The sequence below is a fragment of the Pseudomonas sp. 210_17 TE3656 genome (genome assembly GCF_054821965.1).
The window spans coordinates 3,687,137-3,711,556 of record NZ_JBTRBC010000001.1 but is presented as its reverse complement, the minus strand read 5'-3'; the positions used below and the strand labels follow the sequence as shown (position 1 = coordinate 3,711,556).

Below are 24,420 nucleotides of genomic sequence, written 5' to 3'. Positions count from 1 at the left end.
CATGTCGAGATTCTTTATCGATCGCCCGATCTTTGCCTGGGTGATCGCCTTGGTGATCATGTTGGTCGGCGCTTTGTCGATCCTCAAATTGCCGATCAACCAGTACCCGAGCATCGCGCCACCGGCCGTTGCGATCTCTGTGACCTACCCGGGCGCCTCGGCGCAAACCGTGCAGGACACCGTGGTCCAGGTTATCGAGCAGCAGCTCAACGGTATCGACAACCTGCGTTATGTCTCGTCGGAAAGTAACTCCGACGGCACCATGACCATCACCGCGACCTTCGAGCAGGGGACCAACTCCGACACCGCCCAGGTCCAGGTGCAGAACAAGCTCAACCTGGCCACCCCGCTGCTGCCGCAAGAAGTGCAGCAACAGGGTATCCGTGTGACCAAGGCGGTGAAAAACTTCCTGTTGGTGATCGGCCTGGTATCGGAAGATGGCAGCATGTCCAAGGATGACTTGGCCAACTACATCGTCTCCAACATGCAGGATCCGATCTCGCGGACCGCCGGTGTCGGTGACTTCCAGGTGTTCGGTGCCCAGTATGCGATGCGTATCTGGCTGGATCCGGCCAAGCTGAACAAGTACCAGTTGACCCCGGTCGATGTGCGCACTGCAGTCGCGGCGCAGAACGTCCAGGTTTCCTCCGGTCAGCTCGGCGGCCTGCCGGCCCTGCCCGGTACCCAGCTCAATGCCACGATCATCGGCAAGACCCGTCTGCAGACCGCCGAGCAATTCGAGAAGATCCTGCTCAAGGTCAACCGTGACGGCTCGCAAGTCCGTCTGAGCGATGTTGCCACCGTCGGCCTTGGCGGCGAGAACTATGCCGTCAGCGCCCAGTTCAACGGCAAACCGGCTTCCGGTCTGGCGGTCAAACTGGCGACCGGGGCCAACGCCCTGGATACCGCCAAGGCGCTGCGCAAGACCATCACCGAGCTTGAGCCATTCTTCCCGGAAGGCATGAAGGCGGTATTCCCGTATGACACCACGCCAGTAGTGACCGAATCGATCAGTGGGGTAATCCACACCCTGATCGAAGCGATCGTGCTGGTGTTCCTGGTGATGTACCTGTTCCTGCAGAACTTCCGCGCCACCATCATCACCACCATGACTGTTCCGGTGGTATTGCTCGGCACCTTCGGCATCCTCGCCGCAGCGGGCTTCAGCATCAACACCCTGACCATGTTCGGTATGGTACTGGCCATCGGTCTATTGGTGGACGATGCCATCGTTGTGGTGGAAAACGTCGAGCGGGTGATGTCCGAAGAGGGCCTGTCGCCCAAGGAAGCCACCAAGAAGTCCATGGGCCAGATCCAGGGCGCGCTGGTCGGTATCGCCATGGTGCTCTCGGCGGTACTGCTGCCAATGGCGTTCTTCGGTGGCTCCACCGGGGTGATCTACAAGCAGTTCTCGATCACCATCGTTTCGGCCATGGCGCTGTCGGTACTGGTTGCCCTGATCTTCACCCCGGCGCTGTGCGCGACCATGCTCAAGCCGGTTGCCAAGGGTGAACATCACGTTGCCAAGCGCGGCTTCTTCGGCTGGTTCAACCGCAACTTCGACCGCAGCGTGCAGAGCTACGAACGTGGCGTGGGCAACATCCTGCGCAACAAGGCGCCGTACCTGCTGGCCTACCTGTTGATCATGGTCGGCATGATCTGGCTGTTCATGCGCATCCCCACCGCCTTCCTTCCTGAGGAAGACCAGGGCGTACTCTTCGCCCAGGTGCAGACCCCGGCCGGCTCCAGTGCCGAACGGACCCAGGTGGTGATCGACGAAATGCGCAGCTACCTGCTGGACAAGGAAGCCGATACCGTTGCCTCGGTGTTCACCGTCAACGGCTTCAACTTCGCCGGTCGCGGCCAGAGCTCGGGTATGGCCTTCATCATGCTCAAGCCATGGGAAGAGCGCTCCGCCGAGAACAACGTGTTCAACCTGGCGGCTCGCGCCCAGCAGCACTTCTTCACCTTCCGTGATGCGATGGTGTTCGCCTTTGCCCCGCCTGCGGTACTGGAACTGGGTAACGCCACCGGTTTCGACGTGTTCCTGCAAGACCGTGCCGGTGTCGGTCACGAGAAGCTGATGGAAGCACGTAACCAGTTCCTCGGTATGGCCGCGCAGAGCAAGATTCTCTCGGCTGTGCGTCCGAACGGTCTGAACGATGAGCCGCAGTACCAGCTGACCGTCGACGACGAGCGCGCCAGTGCCTTGGGCGTGACCATCGCCGAAATCAACAACACCCTGTCGATTGCCCTGGGTGCCAGCTACGTCAACGACTTCATCGACCGCGGTCGGGTCAAAAAGGTGTATATCCAGGGCGAATCCGCTTCGCGCATGAGCCCGGAAGACCTGCAGAAGTGGTACGTGCGCAACGCCGTGGGCGAGATGGTGCCGTTCTCCTCCTTCGCCAAAGGCGAGTGGATCTACGGTGCACCGAAGCTGGCGCGTTACAACGGTGTCGAAGCCATGGAAATTCTCGGTGCGCCAGCCCCTGGCTACAGTACCGGTGAAGCCATGCTCGAAGTCGAGCGCATTGCCGCACAGTTGCCTAAAGGTATTGGCTACTCCTGGACCGGCCTGTCGTACGAGGAGCGCCTCTCGGGCTCCCAGGCGCCTGCGCTGTACGCCCTGTCGCTGCTGATGGTGTTCCTGTGTCTGGCGGCCCTGTATGAAAGCTGGTCGATCCCGATCGCGGTCATGCTCGTGGTGCCGTTGGGGATCATCGGTGCACTGCTGGCCACCAGCCTGCGCGGCCTGTCCAACGACGTGTACTTCCAGGTGGGTCTGTTGACCACCATCGGCCTGGCGGCGAAGAACGCGATCCTGATCGTCGAATTCGCCAAGGAACTGCACGAGCAGGGCCGCAGCCTGGTCGATGCCTCCATCGAGGCTTGCCGCATGCGTCTACGGCCAATCATCATGACCTCGCTGGCGTTCATTCTCGGCGTGGTACCGTTGGCTACTTCCACCGGTGCGGGCTCGGGCAGCCAGCACGCCATCGGTACCGGGGTAATCGGCGGGATGTTGACGGCCACCGTGCTGGCGATCTTCTGGGTACCACTGTTCTTCGTTAGCGTGTCGTCGCTGTTCAGTAGCAAGAAAACTGAAGAAGAAGACGCCACTCCTGAAACTCCACGCTATGAGGGCGGGCAATGAGTAAGTCCCTGTTGTCCCTGGCGGTCACCGCTTTCATTCTTGGCGGCTGCTCGCTGATCCCTGACTACCAGACCCCGGACGCACCGGTGGCCGCGCAGTGGCCGCAAGGCCCTGCCTATTCGCCGACCGAGTCGGCGAATGTGGCCGCCGCCGAGCAAGGCTGGCGTCAGTTTTTCCAGGACCCGGCGCTGCAGCAACTGATCCAGACCGCGCTGGTCAACAACCGCGACCTCAAGGTCGCGGCCTTGAACATCGATGCCTACCGGGCGCAGTACCGCATCCAGCGGGCCGATCTGTTCCCGGCAGTCAGCGCCAATGGCAATGGCAGCCGCCAACGGCTGCCAGGTAACCTGTCGCAGACCGGCGATTCCGAGATCACCAGCCAGTACTCGGCAACCCTCGGGGTGAGCGCCTATGAACTCGACCTGTTCGGTCGCGTGCGCAGCCTCACCGAGCAGCAACTGGAAATCTACCTGTCCAGCGAAGAAGCCCGGCGCTCGACCCAGATCGCCCTGGTGGCGAGTGTGGCCAACGCCTACTTCACCTGGCAGGCCGACCAGGACCTGCTCAAGCTGACCGAAGACACCCTCAAGACCTACGAGCAAAGCTACGCATTGACCTTGCGCAGCAACGAAGTGGGTGTGGCATCGGCTCTGGACCTGAGCCAGGCACGGACCTCGGTAGAAGGTGCCCGGGTCAAGCTGGCCCAGTACCAGCGCCTGGTTGCCCAGGACCAGAACAGCCTGGCGGTACTGCTCGGCACCGGTGTGCCGGACAACCTGCCAGCGGCCAAGGACCTCGACAGCGACTTGCTGGCCGAAGTACCTGCCGGCCTGCCGTCCGACGTGCTGCACCGGCGTCCGGACATCCAGGAAGCCGAACACCTGCTCAAGGCCGCCAACGCCAACATCGGCGCCGCCCGGGCAGCGTTCTTCCCGAGCATCAGCCTGACCGCCAACGCCGGTACGATCAGCCCGGACATGGGTGGACTGTTCAAGGGCGGCTCGGGCACCTGGCTGTTCCAGCCACAGATCAGCCTGCCGATCTTCAACGCCGGTGCCCTGCGTGCCAGCCTCGACTACTCGAAGATCCAGAAGGACATCAACGTCGCCAAGTACGAGAAAACCATCCAGACCGCCTTCCAGGAAGTCTCCGATGGCCTCGCCGCGCGCAAGACCTTCAACGAGCAGTTGCAAGCCCAGCGTGATCTGGTGTCTGCCAACCAGGACTACTACCGTCTGGCCGAGCGTCGCTACCGTATCGGTGTCGACAGCAACCTGACCTTCCTCGACGCCCAGCGTCAGTTGTTCAACAGCCAGCAGTCGTTGATCACTGACCGCCTGTCGCAGCTGGTCAGCGAGGTCAACCTGTACAAGGCCCTCGGTGGCGGCTGGTACGAGCAGACCGGTCAGGCGCAGCAGCAGACGGCGGCCGAGTCGTCGAAAGGCTGAGTCTGATTTGTGCTTCAGAAGCCCACCCTTGCGGTGGGCTTTTTTTTGCACGCACAGCTGTGGGAGCGGGCTTGCCCCGCGATAATTATTTAACCAATCAGTTAACGTTCGATTACCGCCCAATACCGCCTGTAACGAATTGATTCACCCCCTCCCGCCGCCGCACCATCCCTTCGCAGCTTTTCCAAAGCACACCCCAAAGACTGTTGCCCGGCCTGCGACTCAAAAACCTCGCAGCGGATGGCTTCGGCTTGAATAAAAACAAGAGACACATCACATGAGCACACCCGCACCCGCACGACACCTGCTACCCGGCCTGCTGGCCATGACTTGCGCACTCCCGGCCCTGGCGGCCGAAAGCGGCTTTGCCGAAGATGCCAAGGTCAACCTCAACCTGCGCAACTTCTACATCAACCGCAACTTCGTCGACCCGGCCAACCCGCAAGGCAAGGCCGAGGAATGGACCCAGAGTTTCATCCTCGACGCCCGCTCCGGGTTCACTCAAGGCATCGTCGGCTTCGGTGTCGATGTGCTCGGCCTGTATTCGGTCAAGCTCGATGGCGGCAAGGGCACGACCGGTACGCACCTGTTGCCGGTGCATGACGATGGACGCCCGGCCGACGACTTCGGCCGCCTGGGCGTGGCGCTCAAGGCCAAGGTGTCGAACACCGAACTGAAAGTCGGCGAATGGATGCCGGTATTGCCGATCCTGCGTTCGGACGATGGCCGCTCACTGCCGCAGACCTTTCGCGGCGGGCAGATCACCTCCCAGGAAATCGCCGGTCTGACCCTGTATGGCGGCCAGTTCCGCGCCAACAGCCCGCGCAATGACGCGAGCATGGACGACATGTCGATGAACGGCAAAGCGGCCTTCACTTCCGACCGTTTCAACTTTGCCGGTGGCGAATACAGCTTCAACGACAAGCGCACCCTGATCGGCCTGTGGAATGCCGAACTCAAGGACATCTACAACCAGCAGTACATCAACCTGGTCCACAGTCAGCCTTTGGGCGACTGGACCCTCGGCGCCAACCTTGGTTATTTCATCGGCAAGGAAGACGGCGCTGAGCGGGCCGGCGAGCTGGACAACCGCACCGCCTCGGCCCTGCTCTCGGCCAGGTACGGCAGCAGCACGTTCTATGTCGGTTTGCAGAAAGTCAGCGGCGACGATGGCTGGATGCGGGTCAACGGCACCAGCGGCGGCACCCTGGCCAACGACAGCTACAACTCCAGCTTCGACAACGCCAAAGAGCGCTCCTGGCAGCTGCGTCACGACTTCAACTTTGCTGGTGTCGGCATTCCTGGCCTGACCCTGATGAACCGCTACATCAGCGGTGACAACGTCCACACCGCAACCGTCAGCGACGGCAAGGAATGGGCGCGGGAATCGGAACTGGCCTATGTGATCCAGTCGGGCAGCCTGAAGAACCTGTCGTTCAAATGGCGTAACTCGACCATGCGTCGCGACTACAGCACCAATGCCTTTGACGAGAACCGCCTGATCATCAGCTACCCGATCAGTATTCTTTGAAACATCGCGGGGCAAGTCGAATCGTCGCACCGCCGCTCCCACAGGTTCAATGCAATGCCTGTGGGAGCGGGCTTGCCCCGCGATAGGATTCACACCCCACGAACAGTCCGGCTGCGCTGCCCGAGCACACCAACCGGCACATCCCCTTGCAAGGTCACCCGACGCACCACGCGCTCCTGGGTGCCGTAGTCGTCCACCGCATAATGCTGGGTCGCACGGTTATCCCAGATCGCCACATCGCCCGCCTGCCAGCGCCAGCGCACGGTGTTTTCCAGGCGCGTGACATGGCTCTGCAGCAAGTTGAACAGGTGCGTGGAATCAAACAGCGAATAGCCCTTCAAGCGTTTGACGAAGTGTCCGAGGAGCAAGGTCTTCTCACCGCTGACCGGGTGCACACGTACCAGCGGATGCTCGGTTTCGTACACCGTCGAGGTGAAGATGCGGCGGTAGTTTTCCTGCTGCTCGGCCGTGACATTCGGCTTGGCCGCCGCATAGTCGTACTCGTTGCTGTGCACCGCCCAGAGCTGGTCAGCCAGGGCCTGCAGTTCGGCCGAAAGGTCCTGGTAGGCCGTCGCCGTGTTGGCCCAGACCGTGTCGCCACCCGACGCCGGAGCGACCACCGAGCGCAGGATCGAGGCCTTGGGGTAAGCATCGACGAAGGTCACATCGGTGTGCCAGGAGTTGGCCCGGCGCTCGCCGTCCAGCTCCAGCAGGAAGCGCGTGCCCTCACGTACTGGCACCGTGGGGTGGGCAATCGGTTCACCCAGCAAGTGCGCGAAGGCTTCCTGGCCCTGATCGTCAAGGTGATGCTGAGCACGGAAAAAGATCACCTTGTGCTCCACCAGGGCGGCCTGGATGGCCTCGATCACGGCGGGCTCAAGGTCGGCGCTCAGTTGCACCCCGCGAATCTCGGCACCGATGCGTCCGGCCACCGGGTGGATGTCCAGCACGTGGCTGACGGGCGCTACGGCGTGTGCGGCACTGCTCATGGTATGACCCTCATCTGGCTGCTCTAGGAAAATTGCCGATGAATCACTTGCGCTATCTATATGCAAATAAGCTCTAACAGATATTCAAATGCTTCATTGACGGAATAAGAGCTTGCATTTAAAACCTGAGCCTTCGTGACGGCAAATACCTTCGCCGTATTTTTGGAATGCCGGGAAAGCATATGGATCTTCGCCAACTGCGTTACTTCATCGCCCTCACTGAACACCGCAGTTTCGTTCGCGCCGCGGATGCCATGGGCATCACCCAGCCGGCCTTCAGCCGCAGCATCCAGGGCCTGGAACAGGAGTTCGGTTGTGTTCTGGTGGACCGTGGCAACAAGGACCTGCGCCCGACGCCCGAAGGTCAGGTGGTACTGCAGCACGCCTTGCGTCTGGTCCAGGGGGCGGCACAGTTGAGTTGCGAAGTGCTGCAGATGACCAAGCTCGATGCTGGCGAGCTGCACTTCGGCTGCGGGCCGGCAGCGGCTGTGCAATTGGTGCCGCGGGCGCTGGCGCGGTTTCTTCAGGCCCACCCGAAAGTGCAGACCCGCCTTGAGGTGGATAACTGGGAGAAACTCAGCCGCGCACTGAACCGCGAGGAGATCGAGTTTTTCATCGCCGATATCCGCCAGTTCGAGGCGGATCCCAACTATCAGACGCTGCCTTTGAGTCCGCGCCGCGGCCTGTTCTTTTGCCGTCCCGGGCATCCCTTGTTGGCCAAGGACAGCCTGTCGACCAACGACATGTTCGACTATCCGCTGGCCACCACGCTGATTCCGCCGGGGGTGCGCAAGCTGCTGGCCAACCTCAGCGGCAAGACCGATTTCACCCCGCAGCTGCTCACCGAACACTTGCCGACCCTGGTCAGCCTGGTGCAGGGCAGCGATGCCATCGGGATCGGGACCGAAGAAGCCTTTGCCAACGATATCCAGCAGGGCCGTCTGGTGCGCCTGCACTGGCGCAACCTGCCGGCCAATCTCGACAGCCTCAATGCCCGCTGCGGCATTGTCAGCCGCAGCGGTTATCGCCTGTCGCCGGCGGCGCGGGCGATGATCGATACCTTGATCAGCCTCGATCAGCAGCCAGCGCTGCAGGTGCTGGCCGGGTAGCCTGGGGCGCCAGCCACTGGCTGACCTTGAACGGTTTGCGGATCAGCCGCTGTTCGGCGGCCAGGTCGACCGAGGCCTGCAACTGGTCGAGGAACGGCTGGTCGAGGCTGGAACGGAAGGTCTGGCCGAGGACCTCGTCCTGCAGGTCGCGCTCAAGGATCACCGGCGGGTAGCTGGCCAGTCCTGAAACCAGCTGGATGTAAGCCTGCTTGTTGTTCTCGTCACTGAGCCATTGCACCGCTTGCTGCTGGGCTTCCAGCAGGCGCTGGACCAGTTCGGGATGGGCATCGACAAAGGCCCCGGAGCCCACCAGCACGGCCTGGATACTGCCGGCGCCCCCCAGGTCTTTGGTATTCAACGGCAGCTCGGCAAGGCCGCGCTCCTGCAGCGCGGTCAAGCCCGACAGGCCCCAGGTAGCGTCAATCTGCCGGGCGGCCAAGGCGGCGACCGAGGCATTGAAATCGAGGTTGATGACCTTGAAGTCCTTCTCGCTCAGGCCCTGGCTGGCGAGTGCGGCATCAAATGACAACTGGCTGGCGGTACCGCGAAAGATCGCCACACGCTTGCCCTTCAGGTCCTGCAAGGTCTTGATGCCACTGCCCGGCGACACGCCCAGGTAATGCTTGATGCCGCGTCCGGTAGCGGCCAGCAGGCGTGTGTCGACGCCATTGGCCTTGCCGATGATGGCCGCCAGATCGCCCAGATAGGCAAAGTCGACCTGGCCGTTGGCAAAGGCTTCGTTGATCACCGGCCCCGCCCCTTTGAAGTAATTCCACTGGATCGTAATGCCGTCGGCGGCGAAGGCTTTTTCCAGCAATTGCTGATTGCGCAGCACATCCGTAACCCCGCCTCCGGAGTGCTGGGTGCCAGCGCTCAGATCGGGGACGGCAATGCGAATCTCGCGGACCGCAGCGGCCTGGGCCAGCGGCGGTAACCAGCCGACCACAGCGGCCAGGGCGGGAGCGGCAAACAGACTGAAAACACGGTTGATCGACAGGTTCATGGCACGCGACTCCTTGTAGTGATGCGGCCACGCTAACCAGATCATCGATCAACAAATAAATACTAATAAATTACATTTTAATAACTAAAACACATAAATAGGCAACCATGGGGGCTGCGACGGGCTATGCATCAGGCACAAGGAAAATATGCCTCGAATGCATTGGATACAGCTTTAAGGGCCTGCTTTAAATGCTGTCTCTTATCACCTATTCGAATTTATTTTTAGAAAAATATACTCGAATGGAATATAGAAATAGCCAATCCACGGAGGTCCGCCATGGCCCGAGCATCACTCCCCAGCCTGCCCCTGGCCGTACCTGCAAGACGCCTGCACACAGTCGGCACACCGTTGCAGGCACGCCTCCAGGCCTGGTACCTGCCGCTGGCCCTGGCCCTGCTGTGGTGGCTGGCCAGCCGCAACCAGTGGATGAGCGAACAGATACTGCCAGCACCCAGCCTGGTCTGGCAGAGCGCGCAGGAGCTGGCCCACGGTGAGTTGTGGTCGCATCTGGCAATCAGTCTGCAACGCTTGCTGATCGGTTTGTCAGTGGGAGTCAGCAGCGGTGCCCTGCTTGGAGCCTGGCTGGGTTGCAGCCGCCGTGCCGAACGCCTGGTGCTGCCCACCTTCAACGCCCTGGCGCAAATCCCCACACTGGCCTGGGTGCCGTTGTTCATGGTGCTGTTCGGCATTGGCGAGTTGCTCAAGCTGGTGGTGCTGGTCAAGGCGATCATCGTGCCGGTGACCCTGCACACCCTGGTCGGCGTGCGTGACGCACAGCCGCGTCTGCGCGAAGCAGCCGCCGTGCTCAAGCTGCCGCGCCGCTTGCTGATCACCCGGCTGATCCTGCCCGCAGCACTGCCGGCCTTTCTCGCCGGCGTGCGCCTGGCCCTGGCCACCGGCTGGTCATCATTACTGGCGGTCGAGCTGCTCGCCTCCAGTGAGGGTATCGGCTACCTGATGGTCTGGGCCCGGCAGTTGTTCATGCTCGACATCGTCTTCGTCTGCATCGCGGTTATCGGCCTGCTCGGTTTTGCCATGGACCGTGGCCTCGGCTGGCTGGATCGACGGCTGGTGCACTGGCCGCATCCGCCCGGCGCTGAACTGCGGGTGCAACGTCTGCACGGCCGCGAACGCCTGCAGGCCTTGTTGTTGCCGCTGGCGTTGCTGCTGGTCTGGCAGCTGGCAAATCAGTTGCAGTGGGTCGATAACAACATCCTCGTGGCGCCCGTTCAGGTGCTGAGCACCGCCTGGAACGGGGTGCTCAACGGTTCGCTGACGGCGGCCCTGGCGGTCAGTGTCGGTCGCGCCCTGGCGGGTTTGCTGCTGGGTGGTGGCCTGGGCTTTGCGTTGGGGTTGTGGCTGGGTTTGTCCCGGCCTGCCGAGCGCCTGCTTGGGCCGAGCCTGGCCGGTCTGCGGCAGATCGCCATATTCGCCTGGGTGCCATTGCTCACGGCCTGGTTCGGCCTCGGTGAGCTGGCCAAATGGGTATTTGTCGGCCTGGCAGCGTTCTTTCCGCTGTTCATCGCCACCCAGCGCAGCGTCGCCAACCGCTCACCACAGCTGGAAGAAGCCGCGCGGGTGCTGCACCTGAACCTGCGTCAGCGCCTGTTGCGCCTGGTGTTGCCCGGCGCAGCCCCGGGCATCTTTGCCGGTCTGCGCGTGGGCTTGATCTACGCCTGGCTGGGCACCATCGGTGCCGAGTACTTCATGCCCTCCGGCGGCGGTATCGGCAGCCTGATGATCGGCGCCCAGCAACTGCTGCGCATGGACCTGATCATGGCCGGGATGCTCCTGGTCGGCCTCACCGGCGCGTTGTTGGGCGCCCTCGGACAACACATCGAATCGCGCGCCACGCGCTGGAGACGAGCATGAACGCCATTGCCCATCCGTTGGTCAGTTTCAATCAGGTCGGCAAACACTTCGCCGTAGCTGGCGGTGAGCTGGAGGCCATCCGCGACTTCAACCTGCAGATCGCCGATGGCGAGTTCGTCGCCATTGTCGGTGCCAGCGGCTGTGGCAAGTCCACTCTGCTGCGCCTGTTGATCGGCCTCGATAACGACTACCAGGGCCAGATCCTGATCGACGGCCAGCCGCTCACCGGCATCGGTAGCGAGCGCGGCATCGTGTTCCAGGAACACCGCCTGTTCCCCTGGCTGAGCGTGCACGAAAACATCGCCCTGGGCCTGGTCAACAGCACCTTGACTGGCAGCGAACGCGAGCAGCGGATTGCCGAGTACATCGCCCTGGTCGGCCTGCAGGACTTCAGCCAGGCCTACCCGCATCAGCTCTCCGGCGGCATGGCCCAGCGCGTAGCGATTGCCCGCGGCCTGGTGGCCAGCCCGCGGATTCTACTGCTCGACGAACCCTTCGGTGCCCTCGATGCGCTGACCCGCCAGCAGATGCAGGAAGAACTGCTGGCGATCCGCGAACGGGCGCGGATCACCACGCTGCTGGTGACCCACGATGTCGAGGAAGCGCTGTTCCTGGCTGACCGTGTGGTGGTACTGGAGCCACGGCCGGGACGTATCAAGCGCATTAACAGTATCGACCTGGCGCACCCACGCCAGCGCTCCAGCTACGACTTCCACCGTCTGCGCGAAGCGCTGTTGCACGAACTGACCGCCGACGACCGCTACCTGCCAGCCGCGCCGGCACAGATCCACAACCTGCCCTTGTCCTACCTTGCCTATTGAGAACCGACCATGAGCCAACGCCCCAACTTTCTGGTCATCGTTGCCGATGACCTGGGATTCTCCGACCTCGGTGCTTTCGGTGGCGAAATCGCCACGCCGAACCTGGATGCCCTGGCCACTGCCGGCCTGCGCCTGACCGACTTCCACACCGCGCCGACCTGCTCGCCAACCCGCTCGATGCTGCTGACCGGCACCGACCACCACATCGCCGGCATCGGCACCATGGCCGAAGCGCTGACTCCGGAGCTGATCGGCAAGCCCGGCTATGAGGGTTACCTCAACGACCGGGTGGTGGCGCTGCCGGAGCTGCTGCGCGACGCCGGCTACCAGACGCTGATGAGCGGCAAGTGGCACCTGGGCCTGAAAGCCGAACTGGCACCCCACGCCCGTGGTTTCGAACGCTCCTTCGCCCTGCTGCCCGGCGCGGCCAACCACTACGGTTTCGAGCCGACCTATGACGAGCAGACCCCGCGCCTGCTCAAGTCGACCCCGGCGCTGTACATCGAAGACCAGACCTTCGTCGAGCAATTGCCTGAGGGCTTTTACTCCTCCGACGCCTTTGGCGACAAACTCCTGCAATACCTCAAGGAACGTGACCAGAGCCGGCCGTTCTTCGCCTACCTGCCCTTCTCCGCCCCGCACTGGCCGCTGCAGGCACCGGCCGACGTGGTCGCCCGCTACAAGGGCCGCTACGACGCCGGGCCTGAGGTGCTGCGCCAGGAGCGCCTGGAAAAATTGCGCGAGCTTGGCCTGATCAAGGCCGAGACGCGTGCTCACCCGGTGGACAATCACTGGGACAGCCTCAGCGATGAACAGCGTCAGCGTTCGGCGCGGTCGATGGAGGTTTACGCGGCGATGGTCGAGCGCATGGACTGGAACATCGGCCGGGTCCTCGACTACCTGCGCAACCAGGGCCAGCTGGACAACACCCTGGTGCTGTTCATGTCCGACAACGGTGCCGAAGGCGCACTGCTCGAAGCCTTCCCCAAGTTCGGCCCGCACCTGGCCAGCTACCTCGACCAGCATTACGACAACGGCCTGGAAAATATCGGCCGGGCCAACTCCTACGTCTGGTATGGCCCACAGTGGGCGCAGGCCGCCACCGCGCCATCGCGGCTGTACAAAGCCTTTACCAGCGAAGGCGGCATTCGCGTGCCGGCGCTGGTGCACTACCCGGCCCTGGCCCGTCAGGGGCAGATCAGCCATCAGTTCAGCACGGTGATGGACATCACCCCGACCCTGCTCGACCTCGCCGGGGTCCGGCATCCCGGCACGCGCTGGCGCGGACGCGATGTCGCGGCGCTACGTGGCAAGTCGTGGCTGGGTTACCTGTCCGGCGAGACTGAACAGGTGCATGACGACAACACCGTCACGGGCTGGGAACTGTTCGGGCGGCGGGCGATTCGCCAGGGGCAGTGGAAGGCCGTGTACATTCCTGGACCGGTGGGCCCGGCGACCTGGCAACTGTATGACCTGGCCAGCGATCCGGGCGAAATCGATGACCTGGCCCAGACGCAACCGGCCAGGCTCCAGGCGTTGCTGGGTGAATGGCAGAAGTATGTCGAGGAAACCGGGGTAATCCTCAGCGAGTCGCCGTTCCAGCCGGACTAGCCACGGCTTGCAGACGGGCGAGGTCGAGAATCTCGATCTCGCCATAGCCCAGGCGTAGCGCGCCTTCCTGTTGCAGCGACTTGAGAATCTGGTTGGTGGTCTGGCGCGACAGCGACAGCATCAGTGCCAGTTGCTCCTGGGACAGTTGCAACACACGCCGGGTGCCGTCCATCTCGCCATAACCGGCGGCGATCTGCAGCAGCCGGTGAGCGACCCGCGGCGCGGCGGCCAGCAGGCTCTGCTGTTCCAGGGCGACGAATACCCAGCGCAGTTTCTGGCTCATCAGCAAGGCGAAGTCGCGCCAATACTCAGGTTGCTGCGCCAACAATGACAGCAGCGCGGCCTGCGGTATCCACAACAGGCGCACCGCCCCTTCAGCCTGGGCATCATGGGTGCGCGGCTGGCCGTCGAACAGGCTGATTTCACCGAACCAGTGTGGCGCTTCGACCAGCGTCAGCAACGCCTCCTTGCCTTCGCTGCTGACCGCCCCGACGCGCATGCTGCCCGACAGCACCGCGTACAAACCGCAAGGCGCATCGCCGCGCTGGAACAGGTACTGCCCCGGTGCCAGCTCACGAAGGCGTGCCAGGCCCGGCAGGCTATCCTGAAGGGACAGGGGCAGATGCTTGAACCAGTGGCCCTGGAGCAGGGTCTGGCGCCAGGCGGGATCGCTGGTCATAACGCCTCGAAGGTCAACTCTGTCGGCTAGCCGACAGACAGCCGGAATGTCTGCAGGGCAAGCTCACGTCACCCTTCAGGAGGAACAATAATGAAAAACCTCGTCGAACACCTCAGTCAATATGCGGCCTACCACCGTGACCCGCGCAATATCGCCACGCACTTCGTCGGTATTCCGATGATCGTGGTTGCGGTGACGGTGTTGTTATCGCGTCCGGGGCTGGATCTGGCCGGGGTGTGGCTGTCGCCGGCCTTGTTGGTGGCGATGGTGACGGCCTGGTTTTATCTACGCCTGGACCAGCAGTTCGGATTGATCATGGCCCTGTTGCTCGGCCTGTGCCTGTGGGCCGGCCAGGTGCTGGCCGTGCAAAGTACGCTGGTGTGGTTGAGCGCTGGGCTGGGGTTGTTCGTGGTCGGCTGGGTGATCCAGTTTGTCGGGCACCACTATGAAGGGCGCAAGCCGGCCTTTGTCGATGACCTGAGCGGGTTGATCATCGGGCCGTTGTTCGTGGTGGCGGAACTGGGGTTTCTGCTAGGCATGCGGCCGGAGCTGAAGCAGGCTATCGAGGGCAATGTGGGGCCGGTGGCGATTCGTTGATGGGCCTTTTCGCGGGGCAAGCCCGCTCCCACAGGCCGGGTGGAGACTCTGTGGGAGCGGGCTTGCCCCGCGATCTGGCTCAACCTCTGGACTCAACCCCCAACTCATCCCACACCGACTCGGCCAGGTGGAAGGTCGCATTGGCTGCCGGAATGCCGCAGTAGATCGCGCTCTGCATCAGCACTTCCTTGATTTCCTCACGGGTCACGCCATTGTTGGCGGCGGCACGCAGGTGCAACTTCAGCTCTTCGTTGCGGTTCATGCCGATCAGCATGGCGATGGTGATCAGGCTGCGGGTATGCCGTGGCAAGCCCGGACGCGTCCAGATATCACCCCAGGCATGGCGGGTGATCATTTCCTGGAATTCGCTGTTGAAGTCCGTCAGGTTGTTCAGGCTGCGGTCGACGTGGGCGTCGCCAAGCACTGCGCGACGAACCTTCATGCCTTCTTCGTAACGTTGCTTCTCGTCCACAAGTCGCTCCTCAGCGGGCCAGCAGAAAGTCGATCACCCGGCGACTGAACGGCTCGCCGACTTCGACGTTGGACAGGTGCGCAGCATGGAACTCGGCGTATTCGGCGCCCTCCACGTTTTCCTGGATGAACAGGCCGCCTGCAGGTGGGGTCACCGCGTCGTGACTGCCGGAGATGACCAGCAACGGCGCCTTGATCTCACCCAGTTGATCACGGAAATCGGCATCGCGTACCGCACCGCAGTTGGCCGCATAGCCTTGCGGCGAGGTGGCGGCAAGCATGTCGGTGATGCGCTTGGCCTGGCCGGGGTTGGTCGAGGAATACCCCGGAGTGAACCAGCGCTCGATCGACGCATCGCGCAGGCCGACCATCGCGGCTTTGCCATCGCGCAAGACCATTTCGATGCGCGGGTTCCAGGTGTCCGGCGAGCCGATCTTGGCGGCGGTGTTGCAGACGATCAGGCGGTTCAAGCGTTCGCCCGCATTGATCCCCAGCCACTGGCCGATCAGGCCGCCCATGGACAGGCCACAGAAGTGGGCACGCTCGATCTTCAGGGCATCGAGCAACGCCAGCACGTCCTGGCCCAACTGCTCGATGCTGTAAGGCCCCTCGGTTACCAGCGAAGCGCCATGACCACGGGTGTCGTAGCGCAGCACGCGAAAGTGCGCAGCGAAGGCCGGCACCTGGGTGTCCCACATGTGCAGGTCAGTACCCAGGGAGTTGGACAGCACCAACACCGGCGCGCCTTCAGGGCCGTCGAGTTGATAATTGAGTGCGCCATCGGCGAGTTGTACCTGTGCCACTGCAGCCTCCTTCAGGCATTGAAACGGTGATGTTCGGCCAGCGCCCGCTCGACCCAGACACGGGCCTGACCGAGGTAATGGGCCGGGTCGAGCAGACGATCGAGTTCGTCTGCCGAGAGTTCGCCGCTCACCTGCGGATCGTCGCCGAGCACGGCACGCAGATGGCGTTGTTCGGCTACTGCACGCTTGCAGCAGGTTTCCAGCAAATGATGCGCGGTGTCGCGACCCAGGCGCTGGGCCAGGACGATACTGACCGCTTCGGCCAGCACCAGGCCCTGGGTCAGGTCGAGGTTATCGCGCATACGCGCGGCATCGACCTGCAGGCCGTCGGCGATGATCTGCGCCTGGCGCAACGCACCGGAGACCAGACAGCAGATTTCCGGCAGGGTCTCCCACTCGGCGTGCCACAGCCCCAGGCTACGTTCATGCTCCTGCGGCATGGCGGCAAACAGGGTCGACAGCAGCCCCGGTACCCGCGTCGCCGCCCCGATCAGCACCGCAGCACCGACCGGGTTGCGTTTGTGCGGCATCGTCGATGAACCACCTTTGCCCGGTGCTGCGGGTTCGAATACTTCCGCCGCTTCGGTCTGCATCAACAGGCTGATATCACGCCCCATCTTGCCCAGGCTGCCAGCGACCAGAGCGAGCACCGAGGCGAATTCCACCAGGCGGTCGCGCTGGGTGTGCCAGGGTTGCTCCGGCAGTTGCAGGTCGAGCTGCACCGCCAGGGCTTCGGCTACCGGCAGGGCCTGCTCACCGAGCGCCGCCAGGGTCCCGGAGGCACCGCCGAACTGCAGGGTGAGCAAGCGTGGCTTGAGTTCCTGCAGGCGCTGACGGTGGCGGGTCAAAGCGCCCAGCCAGCCAGCGATTTTCATGCCCAGAGTGACCGGCGTTGCATGTTGCAACCAGGTGCGCCCGGCCAACGGCGTATCGGCATGCGCCTCGGCCTGACGCGCCAGTGATTCGGCCAGATGTTGCAGGTCGCTCTCGATCAGGCCCAAGGCTGCACACAGTTGCAGGACCAGGCCGGTGTCCATCGCATCCTGGCTGGTGGCGCCCAGATGCACAAAACGCTCGGCTTCCGGCACGCCACTGGCGATCACCTTGCCCAGCGCCTTGACCAGCGGAATCGCCGAATTACCAGCAATGCCGATGGCTTCGGCCAGCGCGGCAAAGTCGTAACGCTCGGCCTGACAGGCGGCGACAATAGGCGCCACCGCCACCTGCGGAATCACCCCCACGGCCGCTTCGGCGCGCGCCAGGGCCGCTTCGAAATCAAGCATGCCCTGCACCCGGCCACGATCGGAAAACACCTCGCGCATTGCGGGTGCAGTGAAGTAGGCATCGAACAGCTGATTGCCCGGTCGCGGGTTCATTTCCTAGTCCTTCAACAGGTCAATGATCGTGGTGCAGGTACGCCGCCTGTTTAGGCAAGCGCAGGCTGAACAGGAAGGCGATCGCCATCATGGCGGTAACGTACCAGTAAAAGGTGTTCTCCATGCCCATCGACTTCAGCCCCAGGGCCACATATTCGGCCGAACCGCCAAATATCGCGTTGGCCACTGCATAGGCCAGCCCCACACCCAGAGCGCGCACCTGCGGCGGGAACATCTCGGCTTTGACCAGGCCACTGATCGAGGTATAGAAACTGACGATACACAGCGCCAGGGTGATCAGCACGAAAGCCAGGAACGGGCTGGTGACGGTTTTCAGCGCCATCAGGATCGGCACGGTGAACACGGTGCCCAAGGCGCCGAACAGCAGCATCGAATTACGCCGGCCGATACGGTCGGAAAGCATGCCGAAGAACGGCTGCATGCACATGTACAGAAACAGCGCGCCGGTCATGATGAAACTGGCGGTCTTGGCACTCATGCCGGCGGTGTTCACCAGGTACTTCTGCATGTAGGTGGTGAAGGTGTAGAAAATCAGCGAGCCACCCGCGGTGTAACCCAGCACGGTGATGAAGGCTGCAGTGTGGTGGCGGAACAGCCCGGCGACACTGCCGGCCTCTTTGTCGTTACGGGTTTCGGCGCTGCTGGTCTCTTCCAGCGAGCGGCGCAGGAACAGCGAAATCACCGCCGCAACCGCACCCACCACGAACGGAATCCGCCAGCCCCAGGCGCGCAGTTCATCCTCGCTGAGCAGTTGCTGGAGAATCACCACCACCAGCACCGCCAGCAGTTGCCCGCCAATCAGCGTCACGTACTGGAACGAGGCAAAGAAACCGCGCTGACCGCGCAGGGCCACTTCACTCATGTAGGTCGCGGTGGTGCCGTATTCACCGCCCACCGACAGGCCCTGGAACAGCCGCGCCAGCAACAGCAGCGCCGGCGCCCAGGCGCCGATCGAGGCGTAAGTCGGCAGACAGGCGATGACCAGGGAGCCGGCACACATCATCAGCACCGAGATCATCATCGAATTCTTGCGGCCATGCCGATCGGCCACCCGGCCAAACAGCCAACCACCAATCGGGCGCATCAGAAAACCAGCGGCAAACACCCCGGCGGTATTGAGCAACTGCACCGTCGGATCGTCAGAAGGGAAAAACGCCGGGGCAAAGTAAATGGCGCAGAAGGCATAGACATAGAAGTCGAACCATTCCACCAGATTACCCGAGGAGGCACCGACGATGGCGAAGATGCGCTTACTGCGTTCCTCACCGGTGTAATAGGCAGTTGTCATGGCAATTCACTCTAGGAGGGTTACTGGAGTCTAGACACAATCAGTAACACTCTCGTTCCACAAACAATCCCCCCGGCCCCGCAACCCTGCGTGGGAGCCGCGTGTCCGGGGGTATTGGCTTACACCCGCTCGATGGCCAGGGCCAAGCCCTGCCCTACCCCGACACACATGGTCGCCAGGCCCTTGCGACCACCGGATTTCTCCAACTGATGCAAGGCGGTGAGGATCAGCCGCGCACCGCTCATGCCTAGCGGATGGCCCAGCGCGATGGCGCCACCATTGGGGTTGACCTGCGGCGCGTCGTCGGCCAGGCCGAGTTCGCGTAGCACCGCCAAGCCCTGGCTGGCGAAGGCTTCGTTGAGCTCGATGACATCGAAATCACTCACCGCCACACCGAGGCGCTCGGTCAGCTTGCGTACCGCCGGCACCGGACCGATGCCCATGACTCGCGGCGCAACACCGGCGCTGGCCATGCCTAGGACCCGGGCACGTGGCGTCAGGCCGTGTTTTTTCACTGCTTCAGCCGAGGCCAGGATCAATGCCGCGGCACCGTCGTTGACGCCCGAGGCGTTGCCTGCGGTGACGGTCTTGTCCGGGCCATTGACTGGTTTCAGTCGTGCCAGGGCTTCAAGAGTGGTATCGGCCCGTGGGTGTTCGTCGTGCTCGACAACGGTTTCGCCTTTTTTGTGGGCGATGCGCACCGGCACGATCTCTTCAGCGAAGAAACCTGCGGCCTGGGCGGCTGCGGTACGTTGCTGGCTACGCAGGGCGAAGGCGTCCTGATCGGCACGCGAGACCTGGTAATCGTCGGCGACGTTGTCGGCGGTCTGCGGCATGGCATCGACGCCGTACTGGGCTTTCATCAACGGGTTGATGAAGCGCCAGCCGATGGTGGTGTCTTCCAGTTTCATGTTGCGCGAATAGGCGTTGTCGGCCTTGCCCATGACGAACGGCGCACGCGACATCGACTCGACGCCGCCGGCAATCGCCAGCTCCATCTCGCCGCTGGCAATGGCACGAAAGGCGGTGCCGACCGCGTCCATGCCCGAGGCACAGAGGCGGTTCAAGGTCACACCCGGCACGCTGTCCGGCAGGCCTGCCAACAGCAGCGCCATGCGCGCGACGTTGCGGTTGTCTTCGCCGGCCTGGTTGGCGCAGCCGAGGAACACCTCGTCCAGCAGATCCCATTGCACCTGCGGGTTGCGCTCGATCAGCGCCTTGATCGGTACGGCTGCCAGGTCATCGGCACGTACACCGGCCAGGGCGCCGCCGAAGCGGCCGATGGGGGTACGAATCGCATCGCAGATAAATACGTCACGCATCAGGCTTCTCCTGGCGCTTGGCCGTGGGCGGCGGCGGTGCGTGCTTCCAGGTCACGCAGGGCGCTGAGCTCGACTTCGCTTGGCTCGGCGGTGGTCTGCACGCTGTCGGCAAAGCGAATCGCCCAGCCCGTCGCGGCAATGATCTGCTCGCGGGTCACACCCGGATGGATCGAGGTCACGACAAACTCGTGAGTGCCAGCTTCCGGCTCCATGATGCACAGGTCGGTGATGATCCCCACCGGCCCTTCGCCTGGCAGGCCCAGACGTTTGCGCGAATCACCGCCCTCGCCGTGGCCGACCGAGGTGATGAAGTCGAGTTTGTCGACGAAGGCGCGGTTCGACTGCTTGAGGATGATCAGCACCTGCTTGGCCGAACCGGCAATCTCCGGCGCGCCACCGGCACCGGGCAGGCGTACTTTCGGGTTGTGGTAGTCACCCACCACGGTGGTGTTGATGTTGCCGAAACGGTCGACCTGGGCAGCGCCGAGGAAGCCGACGTCGATACGCCCGCCTTGCAGCCAGTAGCGGAAAATCTCGCCGGTCGGCACCACGGTGTCGGCGGTTTCCGCCAGTTCACCGTCACCGATCGACAGCGGCAGCACGCTCGGTTTGGCGCCGATCGGGCCGGATTCGTAGATCAGCACCACGTCGGGCGAGGACGTCAGACGCGCCAGGTTGGCGGCCTTGGAAGGCAGGCCGATGCCGACGAAGCACACTGCACCGTTGCGCAGACGACGGGCTGCGGCGACGGTCATCATTTCATTGGTGGAGTAGCTCATTGTGCAGCCTCCGAAGCGCTGGCCAGTTTTGCCTTGAATTCATTGAAGTCGGCGGTGCCGCGAATGTACTCGTCGATCCAGGCAGTGAAGGCTTCGCGATTGCGGGCAATCGGGTCCCAGGCCTGGTAGAAACGGTTGTCACGCTCGTAGTAGCCATGGGCGTAGGACGGATGCGCACCGCCCGGCACCAGGCACACCGCCGACAGTGCCCAGGTAGGCAGCACGCAGGCGTTCATCGGAGCATTGAGGTCATCGACGATTTCTTCGACGGTGACGATGCAACGCTTGGCCGCCAGGGCCGCTTCTTTCTGCACACCGAGAATGCCCCAGAGCAGCACGTTGCCCTTGCGGTCGGCCTTCTGTGCGTGAATCACGGTGACATCCGGGCGTACCGAAGGCACGGCGGCGAGCACTTCACCGGTGAACGGGCAAGTGACGCTCTTGATCAGCGGGTTGACCTTGGGCAGGTCGGAACCGGCGTAGGCGCGCAGCACCGCAAAAGGCAGGCCCGAGGCGCCGGCAACATAGGCGTTGGCAAGGTCGGCGTGGCTGTGCTCTTCGATCTCCATGGCCTGCGGCCATTGCTTTTCCACGGCATCCCGCAGGCGGTGCAGCGAGCCTACACCGGGGTTACCGCCCCAGGAGAAAATCAGTTTGCGGGCACAACCGGCACCGATCAGCTGATCGTAGATCAGGTCAGGAGTCATACGTACCAGGGTCAGCTCTTTCTTGCCCTGACGAATGATTTCATGCCCGGCGGCAGTCGGAATCAAGTGCGTGAAGCCTTCGAGGGCGACGCTGTCACCGTCGTGGACGAACTGCTTCACGGCATCGTGGAGCGAGAGGATTTCAGCCATTGCAGACTCCTGGATATGCTGAGTCGAGGTCGGTTGCATGGCGCCTTGGGTGGCGCCGGTAGGACTTCAGATTAAGGCGGGGCTGAGGGCGGTACAATCCGATAATCGACTATCTGTTCGATTATCGAACAAATTGTTGTTGTGCTAATGGTGTGAAACGATCGCGGGGCAAGCCCGCTCCCACAGGGTCAGTGGGAGCGGGCTTGCCCCGCGATAGATCACTCAGGTCGCGTCTGCGTGACTGACCATACCTTTGATCACCACCGCCACCGTAGCCAGCCCGGCCGGGATCACCAGCGCCGTCAGCACCTGCTCGAAGTTCCAGCCCAGGCCCAACAGGGTCGCGCCCATCCAGGCACCGAGAATGGCGCCGAAGCGGCCAATACCAAGCATCCACGACACGCCCGTGGCACGGCCCTGAGTCGGATAGAAACGCGCCGCCAGAGAAGGCATGGCCGACTGCGCACCGTTGACGCACATACCGGCAATCAGTACCAGGGTCGCCAGCACGGTGATGTTGCCCAGGCTCTGACCCACCGCATAGGCAAACACCCCGGCAAGCAGATAGAAGGTGCCGATTACCTTGTGCGGGTTGTAGCGGTCCATGGCCCAGCCCACCGCCACTGCGCTGAGTACCCCGCCAAACTGGAACAAGGCACCGATAAAGGCGGCCTGCTCCATGCTCGCGCCACTGTCACGCATCAGCGTTGGCAGCCAGCTGGTCAGCAGGTAGACAATTACCAGGCCCATGAAATAGGTCAGCCACAGCAACAAGGTACCGGCGCTATAGGTACCGGAAAAGATCACCGCAAAGACATTGCGCGCCTTCACCGTTTTTTGCTCCGGCACGCTGAAACTCGAGGCCTGGCCGACAATGGCAGGATCGATCGGCGCCAGAGCCTGGCGCACTTTGTCTGTGCCGCGATTGCGCACCACCAGAAAACGCGCCGACTCCGGCAACCACAACAGCAGCACCACGGCCAGCACCAACGGTAATACGCCACCGATCAACAGCAGGCTGTGCCAGCCGAACGCCGGGATCAGCTTGGCGGAAATGAAACCACCACCGGCCATGCCCAGGTTGAAGCCACAGAACATGCTGGTGACCAGCAACGACTTGAGCCGCTCAGGGGTGTACTCAGAGAGCAGCGTGGTGGCGTTGGGCATACCGGCGCCAAGACCCAGACCGGTCAGAAAACGCAGCACCAGCAACTGATCGACGTTACTGCTGTAGGCCGAAGCCAGGCTGAAGGCGCCAAACACCACCACCGCCCCCACCAGCACCACCTTGCGCCCGAAACGGTCGGCCAAGGGTCCCGAACCCAGAGCGCCGAAGACCATACCGATCAGCGCCGCGCTCATCACCGGGCCGAGGCTGGCGCGGTCGATCCCCCAGTCCTGGGACAGCGCCGGGGCGATAAAGCCCATGGCAGCGGTATCCAGGCCATCAAGAAAGACAATCAGGAAACACAGGATCACTACGCGCCATTGATAGCGCGACAGCGGTTGCGAATTGATAAAGGACTGCACATCAAGGCAGTTCCCGACAGCAGCTTGCGGACTGTTCATTATTTTTATCCAGTTGGAGCGCGCTTATGTGCGGGGCGCGCGTGAGCAACACAATCGATCCAGGCAGATCGATCGGTGCGAAGGACATTAATAACAGGTCGAAAACTGCGCAATTCGATAAACGCAACACTGTGCGTTTATCGAACAGGAACGTGCAGGCTCAGGCAAACAGCTGGGTACTGAGGTCGCGGCTGGCCGCCAGCATGATCGGCAAAAAGCGTTGCTCAAGCTCGGTGCGGCTGACCCGGCCGGCATGGGTACTGACGTTCAGCGCTGCCAGCACCTGGCCGGAGGCATCGTAGACCGGCACGGCAATCGAGCGCAGACCCTGCTCCAGCTCCTGATCGACCACGCACCAACCCTGCTGGCGAACCTGTTGCAGGCATTCGAGCAACGCCACCGGGTCGTGAATGGTGCGACTGGTCTTGGCCTGCAGGTCGGCATGCTCCAGGTATTCATGCAGGGTCGCGTCGTCCAGCGCCGCCAAAAGTATCCGCCCCATGGAAGTGCAATAGGCCGGCAACCGGCCACCTACCGAAAGGTCCACCGAGATCAGCCGCTGCACCGTGGCCGAGCGGGCTATATAAAGGATGTCGTCGCCTTCGAGGGTGGCCATGTTGCAGGCCTCGTGCAACTGATCACTCATGCGGTCCAGGTAGGGCTGGGCTGACACTGCCAATGGTGTGGATGACAGGTAGGCGTGCCCCAGCGTCAGCACCTTGGGCAACAGTGAATAGGTCCGCCCGTCGGTGGTGGCGTAACCCAGCTTGATCAGGGTATGCAGGCAACGACGCACCGCAGCCCGGGGAATTTCCGTGCGGTGGCTGATCTGCGCAATGGTCAGGTGACGCTTGCGCTCCTGGAACGCCTGGACCACCGCCAGGCCGCGGGCCAGCGAGGTCATGAAGTCGGGATCACCGGTGAAGGCCTGGATTCGCCTGGCCGGTGACGCGACGATGGGCGGTGCCAGCGACGCAAACGAACTGCGCACCTGATCGTTCAATCCGGGCCCTTTGGGCGTTGTTTCTTCTGTCATGGCTCACCTCGACAACACGGTCACTGGGGCGATTATCGAACCAACGACCGATAATCGCAATTGACCGCTACCCTC

At 62.7% G+C, this 24,420-nt stretch carries 20 protein-coding genes; 8 read left to right on the top strand and 12 right to left on the bottom strand.

The features are described 5' to 3' along the window. The first annotated feature begins 1 nt into the window (after position 1). From ACVI9W_RS17455 to ACVI9W_RS17445, 3 genes are all read left to right on the top strand, one after another. Complete coding sequence (locus ACVI9W_RS17455) at positions 2 to 3,157, top strand: efflux RND transporter permease subunit (RefSeq protein WP_461530643.1); 3,156 nt, start codon at positions 2 to 4, stop codon at positions 3,155 to 3,157. After that, on the top strand, positions 3,154 to 4,608 hold the full coding sequence (locus ACVI9W_RS17450; protein ID WP_461530642.1) for an AdeC/AdeK/OprM family multidrug efflux complex outer membrane factor: 1,455 nt from the start codon (positions 3,154 to 3,156) through the stop codon (positions 4,606 to 4,608). The genes ACVI9W_RS17455 and ACVI9W_RS17450 overlap by 4 nt, the downstream gene beginning before the upstream one ends. A 277-nt stretch (positions 4,609 to 4,885) precedes the next feature. Next, a complete protein-coding gene (locus ACVI9W_RS17445; protein WP_038607468.1) occupies positions 4,886 to 6,139 on the top strand; it encodes an OprD family porin in 1,254 nt (417 codons plus the stop codon). Positions 6,140 to 6,228: 89 nt separating this feature from the next. Here ACVI9W_RS17445 and ACVI9W_RS17440 read toward each other — a convergent pair whose 3' ends face one another. After that, entirely contained in the window at positions 6,229 to 7,128 is a 900-nt protein-coding gene (locus ACVI9W_RS17440; RefSeq protein WP_461530641.1) for a TauD/TfdA dioxygenase family protein, read from the bottom strand. A gap of 182 nt (positions 7,129 to 7,310) precedes the next feature. Between ACVI9W_RS17440 and ACVI9W_RS17435 the strand changes: the two genes are divergently transcribed. Then, complete coding sequence (locus ACVI9W_RS17435; protein ID WP_461530640.1) at positions 7,311 to 8,237, top strand: LysR family transcriptional regulator; 927 nt, start codon at positions 7,311 to 7,313, stop codon at positions 8,235 to 8,237. On the opposite strand, the gene ACVI9W_RS17430 is transcribed toward ACVI9W_RS17435, so the two are convergent. Beyond that, the gene (locus ACVI9W_RS17430; RefSeq protein WP_461530639.1) at positions 8,194 to 9,240 is read right to left on the bottom strand and encodes an ABC transporter substrate-binding protein; all 1,047 of its coding nucleotides are present in this window, start codon (positions 9,238 to 9,240) and stop codon (positions 8,194 to 8,196) included. The genes ACVI9W_RS17435 and ACVI9W_RS17430 overlap by 44 nt on opposite strands. A gap of 279 nt (positions 9,241 to 9,519) precedes the next feature. On the opposite strand from ACVI9W_RS17430, the gene ACVI9W_RS17425 reads away from it, so the two are divergent. Genes ACVI9W_RS17425 through ACVI9W_RS17415 form a run of 3 tightly spaced genes read left to right on the top strand, consistent with a single transcriptional unit; the run spans position 9,520 to position 13,547 of the window. Further along, positions 9,520 to 11,115, top strand: coding sequence for an ABC transporter permease (locus ACVI9W_RS17425; protein WP_461530638.1), 1,596 nt, complete (start codon positions 9,520 to 9,522; stop codon positions 11,113 to 11,115). Next, positions 11,112 to 11,936 carry an ABC transporter ATP-binding protein gene (locus ACVI9W_RS17420; RefSeq protein ID WP_038607455.1) on the top strand — a complete coding sequence of 275 codons (825 nt, stop codon included), beginning with the start codon at positions 11,112 to 11,114 and terminating at the stop codon, positions 11,934 to 11,936. The genes ACVI9W_RS17425 and ACVI9W_RS17420 overlap by 4 nt, the downstream gene beginning before the upstream one ends. Positions 11,937 to 11,945: 9 nt before the next feature. Continuing rightward, positions 11,946 to 13,547 carry an arylsulfatase gene (locus tag ACVI9W_RS17415; protein ID WP_461530637.1) on the top strand — a complete coding sequence of 534 codons (1,602 nt, stop codon included), beginning with the start codon at positions 11,946 to 11,948 and terminating at the stop codon, positions 13,545 to 13,547. Here the strand turns inward: ACVI9W_RS17415 and ACVI9W_RS17410 are convergent. Then, positions 13,519 to 14,226 (bottom strand): Crp/Fnr family transcriptional regulator, encoded by a 708-nt coding sequence (locus ACVI9W_RS17410; protein WP_461530636.1) that lies wholly within the window; start codon positions 14,224 to 14,226, stop codon positions 13,519 to 13,521. The two genes, ACVI9W_RS17415 and ACVI9W_RS17410, sit on opposite strands and share 29 nt — an antisense overlap. A gap of 90 nt (positions 14,227 to 14,316) precedes the next feature. Here ACVI9W_RS17410 and ACVI9W_RS17405 point away from each other — a divergent pair, with 90 nt between their 5' ends. Beyond that, positions 14,317 to 14,823: an Mpo1 family 2-hydroxy fatty acid dioxygenase gene (locus ACVI9W_RS17405; protein ID WP_461530635.1), complete on the top strand. Its 507-nt coding sequence runs from the start codon at positions 14,317 to 14,319 to the stop codon at positions 14,821 to 14,823. 79 nt (positions 14,824 to 14,902) lie between these two features. Here ACVI9W_RS17405 and pcaC read toward each other — a convergent pair whose 3' ends face one another. The 9 genes from pcaC to pcaR form a co-directional block, all read right to left on the bottom strand. Beyond that, positions 14,903 to 15,295 carry a 4-carboxymuconolactone decarboxylase gene (gene pcaC / locus ACVI9W_RS17400; protein ID WP_461530634.1) on the bottom strand — a complete coding sequence of 131 codons (393 nt, stop codon included), beginning with the start codon at positions 15,293 to 15,295 and terminating at the stop codon, positions 14,903 to 14,905. A 10-nt stretch (positions 15,296 to 15,305) separates the two neighbouring features. Beyond that, complete coding sequence (pcaD, locus tag ACVI9W_RS17395; RefSeq protein ID WP_461530633.1) at positions 15,306 to 16,097, bottom strand: 3-oxoadipate enol-lactonase; 792 nt, start codon at positions 16,095 to 16,097, stop codon at positions 15,306 to 15,308. A gap of 11 nt (positions 16,098 to 16,108) precedes the next feature. After that, entirely contained in the window at positions 16,109 to 17,473 is a 1,365-nt protein-coding gene (locus ACVI9W_RS17390; RefSeq protein WP_461530632.1) for a 3-carboxy-cis,cis-muconate cycloisomerase, read from the bottom strand. 19 nt (positions 17,474 to 17,492) lie between these two features. After that, a complete protein-coding gene (locus ACVI9W_RS17385) occupies positions 17,493 to 18,782 on the bottom strand; it encodes an MFS family transporter (RefSeq protein WP_038607426.1) in 1,290 nt (429 codons plus the stop codon). Positions 18,783 to 18,901: 119 nt separating this feature from the next. Next, positions 18,902 to 20,107 carry a 3-oxoadipyl-CoA thiolase gene (gene pcaF / locus ACVI9W_RS17380; RefSeq protein ID WP_342625595.1) on the bottom strand — a complete coding sequence of 402 codons (1,206 nt, stop codon included), beginning with the start codon at positions 20,105 to 20,107 and terminating at the stop codon, positions 18,902 to 18,904. Further along, positions 20,104 to 20,883, bottom strand: coding sequence for a CoA-transferase subunit beta (locus ACVI9W_RS17375; protein ID WP_157191292.1), 780 nt, complete (start codon positions 20,881 to 20,883; stop codon positions 20,104 to 20,106). The genes pcaF and ACVI9W_RS17375 overlap by 4 nt, the downstream gene beginning before the upstream one ends. Then, positions 20,880 to 21,740 (bottom strand): CoA transferase subunit A, encoded by an 861-nt coding sequence (locus ACVI9W_RS17370; protein WP_038607417.1) that lies wholly within the window; start codon positions 21,738 to 21,740, stop codon positions 20,880 to 20,882. The genes ACVI9W_RS17375 and ACVI9W_RS17370 overlap by 4 nt, the downstream gene beginning before the upstream one ends. A 222-nt stretch (positions 21,741 to 21,962) precedes the next feature. Further along, positions 21,963 to 23,309, bottom strand: coding sequence for an aromatic acid/H+ symport family MFS transporter (locus ACVI9W_RS17365; RefSeq protein WP_461530631.1), 1,347 nt, complete (start codon positions 23,307 to 23,309; stop codon positions 21,963 to 21,965). Between the two features lie 160 nt (positions 23,310 to 23,469). Then, the gene (gene pcaR / locus ACVI9W_RS17360; RefSeq protein WP_274294894.1) at positions 23,470 to 24,345 is read right to left on the bottom strand and encodes a pca regulon transcriptional regulator PcaR; all 876 of its coding nucleotides are present in this window, start codon (positions 24,343 to 24,345) and stop codon (positions 23,470 to 23,472) included. Between the last annotated feature and the right edge of the window lie 75 nt (positions 24,346 to 24,420).